Annotated in this window: 14 protein-coding genes; 6 read left to right on the top strand and 8 right to left on the bottom strand. The window is 67.7% G+C overall.

What is annotated here, in order from left to right; all coding sequences use genetic code 11:
- Window positions 1-86: 86 nt before the first annotated feature.
- Window positions 87-419: a hypothetical protein gene (locus N8I71_RS06030; RefSeq protein WP_262877041.1), complete on the top strand. Its 333-nt coding sequence runs from the start codon at window positions 87-89 to the stop codon at window positions 417-419.
- A 66-nt stretch (window positions 420-485) separates the two neighbouring features.
- Here N8I71_RS06030 and N8I71_RS06025 read toward each other — a convergent pair whose 3' ends face one another.
- A complete protein-coding gene (locus N8I71_RS06025; RefSeq protein ID WP_262877040.1) occupies window positions 486-1,463 on the bottom strand; it encodes a KpsF/GutQ family sugar-phosphate isomerase in 978 nt (325 codons plus the stop codon).
- Window positions 1,464-1,545: 82 nt separating this feature from the next.
- Here N8I71_RS06025 and N8I71_RS06020 point away from each other — a divergent pair, with 82 nt between their 5' ends.
- Complete coding sequence (locus N8I71_RS06020) at window positions 1,546-2,010, top strand: NUDIX hydrolase (protein WP_262877039.1); 465 nt, start codon at window positions 1,546-1,548, stop codon at window positions 2,008-2,010.
- Here the strand turns inward: N8I71_RS06020 and N8I71_RS06015 are convergent.
- A complete protein-coding gene (locus tag N8I71_RS06015) occupies window positions 1,995-3,278 on the bottom strand; it encodes a PP2C family protein-serine/threonine phosphatase (RefSeq protein ID WP_262877038.1) in 1,284 nt (427 codons plus the stop codon). The genes N8I71_RS06020 and N8I71_RS06015 overlap by 16 nt on opposite strands.
- 152 nt (window positions 3,279-3,430) lie before the next feature.
- Here N8I71_RS06015 and N8I71_RS06010 point away from each other — a divergent pair, with 152 nt between their 5' ends.
- Window positions 3,431-3,760: an Hpt domain-containing protein gene (locus N8I71_RS06010; RefSeq protein WP_262877037.1), complete on the top strand. Its 330-nt coding sequence runs from the start codon at window positions 3,431-3,433 to the stop codon at window positions 3,758-3,760.
- Window positions 3,761-3,771: 11 nt separating this feature from the next.
- Here N8I71_RS06010 and ilvA read toward each other — a convergent pair whose 3' ends face one another.
- Together ilvA and N8I71_RS06000 are read right to left on the bottom strand one after the other, a co-directional pair.
- Window positions 3,772-5,019, bottom strand: coding sequence for a threonine ammonia-lyase IlvA (ilvA, locus tag N8I71_RS06005; RefSeq protein ID WP_262877036.1), 1,248 nt, complete (start codon window positions 5,017-5,019; stop codon window positions 3,772-3,774).
- A 39-nt stretch (window positions 5,020-5,058) separates the two neighbouring features.
- Window positions 5,059-5,856, bottom strand: coding sequence for a hypothetical protein (locus N8I71_RS06000; RefSeq protein WP_262877035.1), 798 nt, complete (start codon window positions 5,854-5,856; stop codon window positions 5,059-5,061).
- Window positions 5,857-5,934: 78 nt separating this feature from the next.
- On the opposite strand from N8I71_RS06000, the gene N8I71_RS05995 reads away from it, so the two are divergent.
- Window positions 5,935-7,152: an argininosuccinate synthase gene (locus N8I71_RS05995; RefSeq protein WP_262877034.1), complete on the top strand. Its 1,218-nt coding sequence runs from the start codon at window positions 5,935-5,937 to the stop codon at window positions 7,150-7,152.
- Window positions 7,153-7,204: 52 nt separating this feature from the next.
- Here N8I71_RS05995 and N8I71_RS05990 read toward each other — a convergent pair whose 3' ends face one another.
- From N8I71_RS05990 to ilvD, 4 genes are all read right to left on the bottom strand, one after another.
- Window positions 7,205-7,576 (bottom strand): hypothetical protein, encoded by a 372-nt coding sequence (locus tag N8I71_RS05990; RefSeq protein WP_262877033.1) that lies wholly within the window; start codon window positions 7,574-7,576, stop codon window positions 7,205-7,207.
- A 16-nt stretch (window positions 7,577-7,592) separates the two neighbouring features.
- Entirely contained in the window at window positions 7,593-8,366 is a 774-nt protein-coding gene (locus N8I71_RS05985; RefSeq protein WP_262877032.1) for a DUF6478 family protein, read from the bottom strand.
- 64 nt (window positions 8,367-8,430) lie between these two features.
- Window positions 8,431-9,165, bottom strand: coding sequence for a hypothetical protein (locus N8I71_RS05980; RefSeq protein WP_262877031.1), 735 nt, complete (start codon window positions 9,163-9,165; stop codon window positions 8,431-8,433).
- Complete coding sequence (ilvD, locus tag N8I71_RS05975; RefSeq protein ID WP_262877030.1) at window positions 9,146-10,879, bottom strand: dihydroxy-acid dehydratase; 1,734 nt, start codon at window positions 10,877-10,879, stop codon at window positions 9,146-9,148. The genes N8I71_RS05980 and ilvD overlap by 20 nt, the downstream gene beginning before the upstream one ends.
- A gap of 191 nt (window positions 10,880-11,070) precedes the next feature.
- Between ilvD and N8I71_RS05970 the strand changes: the two genes are divergently transcribed.
- Together N8I71_RS05970 and accD are read left to right on the top strand one after the other, a co-directional pair.
- Entirely contained in the window at window positions 11,071-11,961 is an 891-nt protein-coding gene (locus N8I71_RS05970) for a CPBP family intramembrane glutamic endopeptidase (RefSeq protein ID WP_262877029.1), read from the top strand.
- 81 nt (window positions 11,962-12,042) lie between these two features.
- A complete protein-coding gene (gene accD, locus N8I71_RS05965) occupies window positions 12,043-12,957 on the top strand; it encodes an acetyl-CoA carboxylase, carboxyltransferase subunit beta (RefSeq protein WP_262877028.1) in 915 nt (304 codons plus the stop codon).
- Window positions 12,958-12,965 lie beyond the last annotated feature (8 nt).

Here is a 12,965-nt window from a genome sequence, read left to right as displayed (position 1 = left end):
CTAGCTCATCGAAAGGCACACAGCCTGAAGTCGAAACACCTCACCGGGCATCGAAGCCCACCACGGAAAACCGAAAGGGAACTTACATGAAACGATTCATCATCACCGCCGCGATCGTCGCCGCAACCGCAGCTCCGGCCCTCGCCGCCGACAATGCCCGCTTCGTCATCGACCAGCTCAACATGAGCGCCGACAGCGGCTCGGACCTGATCTCGGTCGGCCCGAACGGCCCGGTCCTCGGCACGACCGTCTCCTCGCGCGGCGACAGCGCGATCGCAGCCTCGGTGCGCCAGTACAACGCCTCGATCGACAGCGCGGGTCAGCGCATCAACGGCGACACCGTCACGGTGTTCTCGGGCACCCCGGCCTACGCAGCCGACATCTTCGAGCAGCTGCGCCTGGCCGACGACAGCAACTGAGCCGGAGACCCCTCCCTCTCCGACCGAGCCGACGGCCTCGCCCCATCAGGGCGGGGCCGTTTGCCGTCAGACGAGGCCCGCGCGAAGGCAATCGTGCAGATGCAGGATGCCAAGCGGCGTGCCTTCCCCGTCGGTCACGAAAAGCGCCGTGATCTTGTTTTCCGACATCACCGCCAGCGCCTCGGCCGCGAGGAGGTCCGGCGCGATCACCCGGGGCGAGCGTGTCGCCACCTCGCCCGCGCGCCGCTCCATCAGGTGACCCATGTTGCGGCGAAGATCGCCGTCGGAGATCACCCCGACAAGCCGCCCGCCTTCCGTCACCCCGGCAATGCCGAAGCCCTTCTCGCTCATGACCACAAGCGTCTCGGGCATGGGCCGCGCGACGTCCACGAGGGGCAGCGCCTCGACCCCGTGCATCAGCTGCGCGACCTTCGACAGGCGCGCGCCCAGCTTGCCACCGGGATGGAAGGTGCGGAACTGCTCGGGCAGGAAGCCGCGGCGCTCCATCACCGCAACGGCGAGCGCGTCCCCAAGGGCGAGCGTCAGCGTCGTCGACGTGGTCGGCGCCATGCCCAGCGCGCAGGCCTCGGGCGCGGGCGGCAGCGTCAGGCGATAGTCGGCGGCCGACATGAGGGTCGATCCGGCATTTCCCGAAATCGCCACGATCGGGATCGAGAAGCGCGCGGCGTGGGCCACGATGTCCCGAAGTTCCGCGGTTTCGCCGGAATTCGAGATCAGGATGGCAAGGTCGCCCGGCATCACCATGCCGAGGTCGCCATGGCTCGCCTCGGCGGCGTGGACGAAGGCGGACGGCGTGCCGGTGGAGGCGAAGGTCGAGCTGATCTTGCGCGCGATGTGGCCGGACTTGCCGATACCGCTCAGGATCACCCGGCCGCGTGTGGCGAGGATCGCCTCGACCGCGGCGTCGAAATCCTCGGGGAGTGCGTCGGCCAGCGACAGCACCGCCTCGCCCTCGATGCGCAGGACACGCGCGGCAGTCTCGCTTGCAGGACTCTGCCTGTTTTCAGGGGCGGTATCGCTCATGGCCGTCCCATAGCCGATGGCTCCGCCCTTGGCGAGAGGGCGACCGAATGGCAGAACGGCCGCGCAGCCACGGGAGAAATCCATGAACCGTCGATTCGGTCGCCAGCCGACGCCAGGACAGCGCTACGTGCCCCGGCCGGGCGTCTACGCGATCATCGACGCCGGCGACGGTCTGCTCGCCACATTCCAGGAAGAGCCGCGGCCCGAGTTGCAGCTTCCGGGCGGCGGGATCGACCCGGGCGAAAGCCCGCAGGTCGCGCTGGTCCGGGAGGTCATGGAGGAAACCGGATACGGCATCCACGGCATCCGCCGGCTGGGGATGTTCCATCGCTTCACCTACATGCCGGACTACGACCTCTTCGCGCAGAAGCTTTGCCACGTCTATGCCGCCCGCCTCGGGCCCCGGCGGTCCGAGCCCACCGAAGCGGGGCACACTGCGGTTTTCCTTCCGTGGGAAACGGCACTCGAACGTCTCGCCGTATCCGGCGACCGCCATTTCGTGGCCTACTGGCTGCGCATATCGGCGCGAGGTCAGCGGCCGAAATAACTGAGCAGCAGGGCCGAGACATCATCGGAAAAATCGTTGCCGCCCGCATGTTCCGCGAGATCCGCGGCGATGGCGGAGAGCATGTCCGCGCCGGCAAGGCCGGCATGGCGGCGACAGGACGCGACGAGGCCCGCCTCCTCGAGGAGCGCGCCGTCGCCACCGGCGCATTCGGTGAACCCGTCCGAATGCAGAAGCAGGCGGTCCCCAGGCGACAGGCGGAAGGAAAACCCCACATGGCTCGCCTCCGGGAGGAGCCCGAGCGGAAGCCCCCCCGAGCCCACGACCTCGACCTCGCCACCCGCCCGCAGGATGATCGGGTTGGGATGGCCCGCCTGGACCATGCGAACGATCCCGCTGCTGCGGTCGAGATGTCCGAAGCAGATCGTCAGGTAGCGCTCGCCCCGCAACTCCCGCAGCAGCTGCGCATTGAGCCGTGCGGCCACGAGATCCGGCGGAAGCGGCGCGTAGAGGCCGTCGCCGTAGGGCGACAGCGCGATGTTGCGCTCGGGCACCGCGTCGCTCAGCATCCCGGCGGCACGGGCGACGACCATCGCTGCCGCGACCCCGTGGCCCGACACGTCGAGCGCGTAGAAACCCAGCATGTCCGGATAGGCCTCGAAGAAACCGACCATGTCGCCGCCGACATGGCCGCTGGCCTGCAGCCAGAGGGACACCTCCGCCTCGGGATAGGTCCGCTGCGTGTTCTTCAGGAGCGACTGCTGCAGGCGCCGTGCCTCGTCGAGGTCGGCATCTATCGCACCGTAGAGCGCCCTGATCTCGTCGAGCGCATCGCCCAGCGATCGCGTCTTTTCGACCAGTTCCCCCTGCATCGCCACGATCCGCGCGCCGGCATTCAGGCGGGCGCGCAATTCCGGCGGGCGGACGGGTTTCGTGAGGAAGTCGTCGGCCCCGGCATCCAGACCCTCGGAAAGATCGCTCATGTCGGATCGCGAGGTCAGGAGGATGACGTATTGATAACCCTCCCGGCCGGAAGCGCGCAGGCGGCGGCAGAAATCCGGCCCCGTCATGCCCGGCATCATCCAGTCCGACACGATCAGACCGATCCGCGGATCCTGCGCGAGGTGAAGCGCTTCCGCGGCGTCGCCGCTGGAGGTGGCATCGAAGCCCCACCGCCGGAGCAGCGCCACCAGCATCTTGCGCTGCGCCGCGCTGTCGTCGAGCACGAGAACGGCCGGTGGCCGCGGCGCCTGCGCCACGAACCCGATCGCCCGGCCCGAGCCGCTGGGCGCCTTACGCTCTCGGTACATGCGATGCCTCGTCCTGTGCGTACGGCGGGTCATAGACACGCCACCTTAACGGCCGGTGAAGCCGCGAATCCGGTCTATTCGGCGAGGCTGGCGCAGGACTTCATTTACCCCTGCGGGTCATCTTCGCCTCGGGGGCGCGAAGGAGGTGGCAGGTGTCGTTGATCGACTGGGACGTGCTGATATCGCTGCGCGCGGATATCGGGGAGGAGGATTTCGCGGACGTTGTCTTCGTTTTCGTCGCCGAAATGGGGGAGAAGCTTGCCGCGCTTTCCCGAACGCCCGGATCCGCGCGGGCGGACGATTTCCATTTCCTGCGCGGAAGCGCGGCCAATCTCGGCTTCACGGCCATGGTTTCCGCCTGCAACGCGGCGGAGGCGGCCTGCCGGTCCGGCGAGGAGCCCGACCTCGACGCCGTGGAACAGGCCTTCGAGGCCGCCCTGGCCGAAGCGAGGCCCCACCTGCCGGAACTCGACGCGGCCTGAGGTTCGGGGGCCTAGATCAGGAACTCGGCCAGCAACTCGTCCTCGGTGATATCGCGAAAGGCGAAGCCACGCTCGGCGATGCGCTCGAACAGGCGGGGGAAGGTGGCCGCGTCCTTGGTCTCGATCCCGATCAGGACCGAGCCGAAGTTGCGCGCCGATTTCTTCAGGTATTCGAACCGCGCGATGTCGTCGTCGGGACCAAGAAGCTCGAGGAACTCGCGCAGGGCGCCGGGGCGCTGTGGCAGGCGGAGGATGAAGTATTTCTTCAAACCCTGGTAGCGCATGGCGCGTTCCTTGACCTCGGGAAGCCGCTCGAAATCGAAGTTCCCTCCGGATGTCACGCAGACGACCCGCTTGCCGCGGATGCGGTCCGCGATCTCGGGCAGCACGTCGAGCGACAGGGCGCCCGCCGGTTCCAGCACTATTCCCTCGTGGTTCAGCATCTCCTGGATGGTGACGCAGATGCGGTTCTCGGGCGCGAGAAAGACCTGGCCCGGGTCCGTGCCCTTCAGCGCGGCAAAGGTCAGGTCCCCGATCCGCGCGACGGCGGCGCCATCGACGAAGGTGTCCGTGATCGGCACCTCCACGGGCGCCCCTGCCTTCAGCGCGGCGGTCAGGCTGGGGCCGCCGACGGGTTCGACCAGCACGACCTCGCAATGCGCGCGGACCGCCGAGAGGTAGCGCGTCATCCCGGCCGAAAGGCCGCCGCCGCCCACTGGCAGCACGAGGATGTCGGGCGGCCCGCCCAGTTGCTGCAGCATCTCGACCGCGACCGAGGCCTGCCCCTCGATCACGTGGAGGTCGTCGAACGGTGGCAGGAACTGCGCGCCCGCCTCGGTGCAATAGGCCCTGGCGGCGGCGAGCGTCTGATCGAAGAAGTCACCGACGAGGCGGATCTCGACGTTGTCGCCCCCGAAGACGCGCGTCTTGTCGATCTTCTGCGCGGGCGTCGTGACCGGCATGAAGACCGTGCCCTTGACCCCGAAATGCGCGCAGGCAAAGGCCATGCCCTGCGCATGGTTCCCGGCGCTGGCACAGACGAAGCGTACTTCGCCCGCCTCCGACGACAAGCGCTTGCGCATTGCGTTGAAGGCGCCGCGGATCTTGTAGGAGCGGACCGGCGACAGGTCCTCGCGCTTCAGCCAGATCTCGGCGCCGTAGCGCTCGGACAGGAAGGCGTTCCGCTGCAGCGGCGTGGGCGGGAACAACTCGCGCAGGGCCTGGGCGGCGGCGCGGGCGGCGTCAGCAAACTCGGTCATCGCACCGCCCTGCCCCATGCCCGCGCGCCTGTCCAGACGTCAGTTGAGTTGCCGGCCCTGGATCAGGTTGCCGTAGAGCGTGGTCATGAGCGCGAGGTTCACGAGGATCTGCAGCCACGAGACGATACCGTTCAGGATCTGGCCAGGAATGGACAGCACCACCTGTTCCTGCGGAACACCGAAGCCTTCGACCGTCACGGTCTGACCGAAGATCAGGACCAGGATCTGGCCGATGATCGCGACGGCCAGCGCGATCACCACGAGCGGCAGAAGGATCTGGCTGGAGACGGGCCGGGTCGCCGCCCAGCTTTCCGATAGCGTCATGCGCTCGCCCAGCGCGGCCGCCGGCAGCACGAGGCCGATCCGGGTCGCCACCCAGGACGCGCCTAGGACGAGGCCGATCCCGAGCAGGATCGCGATTCCGGCGGATCCGGTGATCATCACGGCGAGCGCGATCACGAGACCGCCACCCATGGCGGCGAGAAACACGACGATGCCGACGACGAAGGCCCGCCCGAGATAGGAGATCACGCGATCCCGGCGCCATGCCGGCACGATCCCGTTCGCGGTTTCCTCCAGAAGGACGTAGCGGTGCCAGCCCACGGCCGCCCAGCAATAGGCGATAATTGCAAAGACCAGCAGCACGAGCGCACCGAGGACGGCGCCCCCGGCTGCACCGGCATCCGGCATGGCCCCGCCGGTCATCGCCCCGAAGCCAAGAAGAACGAACCCGATGAAGGGCGCCAGGAAGAGGAACAGCGTCAACTGCGCTGCCTCCCTCAGATTGCCGAAAACCTGCTGCAGGACATGACGCAGCAACTGATATCCGTAGTCCATCGCACCCTCCGCGTGCCTTGCCCCGCACCTGAAAACCCGGTATCGCCCCGGCGGTCAACGCAATTCCGGGGAATACGCATGTCCGCGCCCAAGAAAGTCGTCCTCGCCTATTCCGGGGGCCTCGACACCTCGATCATCCTGAAATGGCTGCAGACGGAGTACGGCTGCGAAGTGGTGACCTTCACCGCCGACCTCGGTCAGGGCGAGGAGCTTGAGCCCGCGCGCCAGAAGGCCGAGCTTCTGGGCGTCAAGGAGATCTACATCGAGGACCTGCGCGAGGAATTCGTGCGCGACTTCGTCTTCCCGATGTTCCGTGCCAACGCGCTCTACGAAGGGCTCTACCTGCTCGGCACGTCCATCGCGCGGCCGCTGATTTCCAAGCGTCTGGTGGAGATCGCCGCCCAGACCGGCGCCGATGCCGTCAGCCACGGCGCGACCGGCAAGGGCAACGACCAGGTGCGTTTCGAGCTGTCGGCCTATGCGCTGAACCCCGATATCAAGGTTATCGCGCCCTGGCGGCTTTGGGACCTGACGAGCCGCACGAAGCTTCTGGATTTCGCCGAGAAGAACCAGATCCCGATCGCCAAGGACAAGCGTGGCGAGGCGCCGTTCAGCGTGGACGCGAACCTTCTGCACACCTCGTCCGAGGGCAAGGTCCTGGAGGACCCGGGTCAGGAGGCGCCGGACTACGTCTATCAGCGCACGGTCCACCCCGAGGATGCGCCAGACACCCCCGAGATGGTCGAGATCACCTTCGAGAAGGGTGACGCGGTGGCGATCGACGGCGTGGCGATGAGCCCCGCGACGATCCTCACGAAGCTGAACGAACTGGGCGGCAAGCATGGCGTCGGCCGTCTCGACCTGGTGGAGAACCGTTTCGTCGGAATGAAGTCCCGCGGCATCTACGAGACGCCCGGCGGCACCATCCTTCTGGAGGCGCATCGCGGCATCGAGCAGATCACGCTCGACAGCGGCGCGGGGCACCTGAAGGACTCGATCATGCCGCGCTACGCCGAGCTGATCTACAACGGCTTCTGGTTCTCCCCCGAGCGCGAGATGCTGCAGGCCCTTATCGACAAGAGCCAGGAGCATGTGACGGGCACCGTGCGGGTGAAACTCTACAAGGGTTCCGCCCGCACCGTCGCGCGCTGGTCGGATCACAGCCTCTATTCCGAGGCACACGTGACCTTCGAAGAGGATGCGGGCGCCTACGACCAGAAGGACGCGCAGGGGTTCATCCAGCTGAACGCGCTCCGGCTGAAGCTGCTCGCGGCGAGAAAGCGGCGCCTGTCCTAAGCGCGAACCGGTGATCGCGGGTTACCTCGAACTCGCGATTGCTCTGCCTCGCTCAGCGCTCCTGCGCGCTGACATGACGCCGGAACGCGGTCTTCAGCATCTCCAGCTCGTCGCGCAACAGCGCGATCTCGGCGCGCAGATCCTCCTCCAGCGCGTCGCCGGCGAGGAAGGTCACGCGGTCCAGGACCGATCCCGTCACCGTGGAGCGCAGGGCAACCACCTGCACGCCGTCCGACAGGACCTCGGCCGGCAAATCGAGGCTGACGCGCACGGGCGCGTCCTCGCCCCTTTCCCGGACCAGCCGCGCAGCCGCGACCACGCGGCCTTCGTGCACCGCCTCGATGCCGGTATCGTGCGCGGCGGTCAGTTCCCCCTCGTAGCGCCCTTCCCTGAGCGTCAGCCTGACCAGCGTTTCCTCCGACATCCGTCCCCCAATCCGCTCAGATATCCGCGCGCGGCGCACGCATGACCACGACATCCCAGAGCGCGATGCGCGTCATCTCGGGGCCCTCGATGATGATGTCGAGCCACGCCTTCTCGATCCGGCGTTCGTTGATCTTGGTGTAGGCGAGGTCGAACTCCGCCCTGCCGCGGTCGGCCTGGAAATCCACCTGGCGGACCATCTGCTCAACGTTCGGCCCGTGCTGCACGTTGAGGCGCACGTAGACCTCCACGGGATGCTCTCTCTCGGCTGCGATGTCGACCGCGATGTAGTGGTTCAGGGTCAGTCCCGCGATCGCCGCATCGGGCAGGTCGTGGACAAGCGACACGAAGCTCCCGTCGAAGCGGTAGACCTCCAGCACGAGACCGAAGCGCGCGTTCCCCATCGCCACGGGCGCCTTGTCCTGCCTCAAGCTCAGATCGGAGCGCGTGGCGTCGTGGTATAGCGTTATGCCGCCCGGAAGGGGTGTGGGTGACTCCAGGTTCACGAAGCCGCGCGGATGCATCGCACAATCCCATGGCGCGGGCCGCTCGATCCAGTCGCAATCGGCGTCGCCGTTGGGAGGATGCGGCACGCCGGCCCTGCGCAACAGCGCCTTCCTGGCCTCGGCGCCGAGCGTGTCGAGCCGCGCCCGCATCGCACGCATTTCGCGCTCCATTTCGCGCAGTTCGGTGGCAGGCAACGCGTCCGCCCCCTGCAGCGCGCGTTTCCAGCGCCTAAGACTCTGTCCGATGCCGAGCCGTTCGATCAGCCCCGGCATGTGCTGTCCCATCGTCCCGACCTCCCCGGGCGGCTGCGCTGTCCTTCAATCGCCCACCCATGATAACGGGCGAGCGTTAATCGAATATCCGACGAAAGAGTCCGACGTTAAAGAGTCCGCCTTGCGGGGGCGGCGCCTCGGCGGTCTGGGCGGGCATGCCTGCAACAGCCTCGGGCGTGGCGGCATTGGCCGCCATGACCGTGCGCGCGAACTGGCGCAGTGCCGAGAGGCTGTCCTCGCGCGACACGCCGCGATCCTCCAGCGCCAGCACCGACAGGGTCGCGATCCGGCGATCGATGTCGAAATACGCGCGCCAGTAATCGTCGCCGACCCCCTCGACCGCGCCACCGCTCGTATCGCTTGCGTGCAGCAGGAAGACGTCGCCCTCGGTTGCCGTTTCAAGGACCGTGACCGTGCCCGCGTCCTGCGTCCGGCTCAGCAGGGCAAGCCCCTCCTCCGAGCGGAAGTAGGCGTCGAGGTCCGAGAGGCTTTCCGAGATCGAGCCCTCGTCCGAGGCATCCGAGATGGCAGCGGTCAGAACCACCGGAACCGCCGGTTGCGCGGCGCGCCGCGAATTGGAGATCGCGGCGCAATTGCCCAGAAGGACGAAGGCCGTGTCCCCGTCCGCGCGCGTGGCGCTCTCGTCGACGCAGAAGCCGGGCGGACCGGCGATGACGACGAGGTCCGAGGTCACGACGGCCTCGGCCGGCGCGCCGCCCGTGCCCCCGCCTCCGCCGATGCAACCCGGCAGAAGCGAAAGCAGGGCGAGCGCCGCGCCGATGCGAAGACCGTCAGATATCCGCGTAGACATGCTTCTCGGCACTCCCGCCCGGATGGGTCACCGCGCCGTAACGCGCATCCCCCACGAGCTGGGCATATTTCCAGAGCGCACCAGTGGCGTAGATCGTGTCGCGCGGACCTTTCCAGTCGGCCTTGCGGGCTTCGAGCTCAGCATCGGACAGCGCGACGGACAGTTCGCCCTTGATGGCGTCGATGGTGATCATGTCGCCATCCTTCAGAAGGCCGATGGGACCGCCGACCGCCGCCTCGGGGCCGACATGGCCCACGCAGAAGCCGCGCGTCGCACCCGAGAAACGGCCGTCGGTGATGAGCGCGACCTTCTTGCCCATGCCCTGACCCGACAGCGCCGAGGTCGTCGCCAGCATCTCGCGCATTCCCGGGCCGCCCTTCGGCCCCTCGTTGCGGATGACGATGACTTCGCCTTCCTCGTAGGCCCGGTTCTTGACCGCCTCGAAGGCGTCCTCCTCGCATTCGAAGACACGCGCCGGACCGGTGAAGACCTGGTTCTCGGGCGCGATGCCCGCGACCTTCACGATGGCCCCGTCGGGTGCGAGGTTGCCTTTCAGGCCGACGACGCCGCCGGTTTCGGTGATGGGCTTCGCGGCCGGGTAGATCACGCGGCCATCGGCCTCGCGCTCGATCAGGTCCAGCTCCTCGCCCATGGTGCGGCCCGTCGCGGTCATGCAGTCCTCGTGGACGAGACCGATCTTGCGCAGCTCCTTCATCACCACGGGCACGCCGCCTGCCTCGTAGAGGTCCTTGGCGACGAACTGGCCGCCCGGCTTCATGTCGACGAAGTAGGGCGTGTCGTGGAAGATGTCGCAGACGTCGAAGAGGTCGAACTCGATCCCCGCCTCGTGCGCGATGGCCGGCAGGTGCAGACCCGCATTCGTCGACCCGCCGGTGCAGGCCACGACGCGCGCGGCGTTTTCAAGCGACTTGCGCGTGACCACGTCGCGGGCGCGGATGCCTTTTTCCAGAAGGGCCATCACCGCCTCGCCCGAGGCGACGCCGTACTGGTCGCGGCTCTCGTAGGGCGCGGGCGCACCCGAGGAGTTCGGCAGCGCAAGGCCGATCGCCTCGCTGACGCAGGCCATCGTGTTGGCGGTGAACTGCCCGCCGCAGGCGCCCGCGGAGGGGCAGGCCACGCGCTCGATCACGGCGAGAGCCTCGTCCGACAGGTTGCCGGCCTGGTGCTGGCCGACCGCTTCGAACACGTCCTGCACGGTGATGTCGCGCCCCTCGAGCCGGCCGGGGAGGATCGAACCGCCGTAGATGAAGACCGACGGGACGTTCAGCCGGACCATGGCCATCATCATCCCCGGCAGGGACTTGTCACAGCCTGCAAGGCCGACGATCGCGTCGTAGCAATGGCCGCGCATGGTCAACTCGACCGTATCGGCGATGGCGTCGCGCGAGGCGAGCGAGGACCGCATCCCCTCGTGGCCCATGGCGATCCCGTCGGTCACGGTGATGGTGGTGAACTCGCGCGGCGTGCCGTTGGCGTGCTTGACGCCCATCTTCACCGATTGCGCCTGACGGCTGAGCGCGATGTTGCAGGGCGCCGCCTCGTTCCAGCAGGTGGCCACGCCCACGAAGGGCTGATGGATTTCCTCGTCGGAGAGACCCATGGCGTAGAAATACGACCGGTGCGGCGCGCGTGCGGGCCCCTCGGTCACGTGTCGGCTGGGCAGCTTCGACTTGTCCACCTTGCCCTTCAGCATCTCGTCTCTCCCTTCCTGTCGGGTCAATTCCGGTCCCGGCGCGCACGCCAGCGTGGCGCGCCGTCTCGTCGCCATCCGGAATAGACGGCGGTCGGGTCCGAGACAAGCGGCGAGACCCCCGCGTCACGATGGACGCATGGGGCAAACCCCGCTACACTCCCGCAAAACAAAAAATCGAGCAGGCAGGCACGATGCAGTATTCCGAACACGCGCCCTTCGTGGCGCCAGCGCGCTTGTGTCCCCAGCTGTGGCGGCTCATGGCGGGTCTGCTGCTGTGCGCCGTTGTCTACGCGGCCGGTGTCGCCGCCGTCTTCCTGCTGGTCCTCGCCTGGAGCGGGGCCGACGGCGCCCAGCGCTGGATGGAGGAAATGGCGGGCGGCGCGGGGCCGACCGGGACGCTGCTTCTCCTGGCCACCTTCGTCGGAATGGCGCTTGGCCCGATGGCCGCGGTCAAGCTGTTCCATCGCCGCCCGGTCGGCAGTCTCTTCGGACCGTTTCCGCAGATGGCGCGCCATTTCGGGATCACCTTCGCGGTCAGCGTCGCAGTCTACGCAGTCTTCGCCATCGTGCCGTTGCCGGGCGCCACGCCGCTTGCGAACCTGGAGATCGGCCTCTGGGCAAGCTTCCTGCCGCTCGCGCTCGTGGGTGTCCTGATCCAGACCGGCGCCGAGGAGGTCCTGTTCCGCGGCTACCTGCAACAGCAACTGGCCGCGCGCTTCGCCTCGCCCGTGATATGGATGGTCCTGCCCTCGCTGGTCTTCGCCTCCCTGCACTACCAGCCCGAGATCATGGGACAGAACACCTGGCTGATGATGGGCGCGGTCTTTGTCTTCGCGATCCTCGCCGCCGATCTTACCGCCGTCACCGGCAATATCGGCGCGGCCTGGGCGTTGCACTTCGTGAACAATGCCCTGGCGATCCTGCTGGTCGCGACGAACGGGCCGCTCTCGGGACTTGCGCTCTATGTCACACCGGTTTCGCCCGCCTCGCTGGACATCAGGCCGCTGTTCTACCTCGACATCGCGATGACCGTGGCGCTCTGGGCGCTGATCCGGCTGATCCTCCGCCGCAAGGCCATCTGAGCCCGCGATTGCATTTCACCCCCACGCGGCCTATCTCGGGCCGGACATCGCCTTGCCGGATCGAGCGCCCGAAAGCACCGCATGAACTGGATCACCAACTACGTCCGTCCCCGCATCAACTCGATCTTCTCGCGCCGCGAGATGCCCGAGAACCTCTGGACGAAATGCGACGCCTGCGGGACGATGCTGTTCCACCGCGAGCTGACCGAAGCCCTGAACGTCTGCACGAGCTGCGGCCACCACATGGCCATCAGCCCGCGCCAGCGCTTCGAGGCGCTGTTCGACGGCGGCATCTTCAACGAGGTCGACGTTCCCGCGCCGGTGGACGATCCGCTGCGCTTCCGCGACCAGAAGAAGTACCCCGACCGGCTGCGCGCGGCGCAGAAGGCGACCGGCGAGGCCGAGGCGATGCTGGTCGCCGAGGGCGAGATGGGTCGCACTCCGATCGTGGCCGCCGCGCAGGATTTCTCGTTCATGGGCGGGTCCATGGGGATGTATGTCGGCAACGCCATCATCGCCGCCGCCCAGCGTGCCGTCGCGCTCAAGCGCCCGCTGATCCTGTTTTCGGCGGCCGGCGGCGCACGGATGCAGGAAGGCATCCTGTCGCTTATGCAGATGCCGCGCACCACTGTCGCGGTGCAGATGCTGCGCGAGGCGGGGCTGCCCTATATCGTGGTGCTGACGCATCCGACGACGGGCGGCGTCACGGCCTCCTATGCGATGCTGGGCGATGTCCAGATCGCGGAACCGAACGCGCTCATCTGCTTTGCGGGCCCCCGCGTGATCGAGCAGACGATCCGCGAGAAGCTGCCCGAAGGGTTCCAGCGCGCCGAGTACCTGCTGGACCACGGGATGCTCGACCGCGTGACGCCGCGCGCCGAGTTGCGGGACGAGTTGATCCGCATCACGCGAATGCTTCTCGGCCTGACACCCGCGGTCGCGGGCGATCTGCCGGCACCCGCCGCAGGGGGCGACGCCCCTGCGACGACGCCCTGATCCGACCG

Source organism: Roseicyclus sediminis (assembly GCF_025515305.1).
Taxonomy (GTDB): Bacteria; Pseudomonadota; Alphaproteobacteria; order Rhodobacterales; family Rhodobacteraceae; genus Roseibacterium; species Roseibacterium sediminis.
Note: the sequence above shows the minus strand (reverse complement) of the source record. Positions and strands in the feature narration are given on the sequence as shown.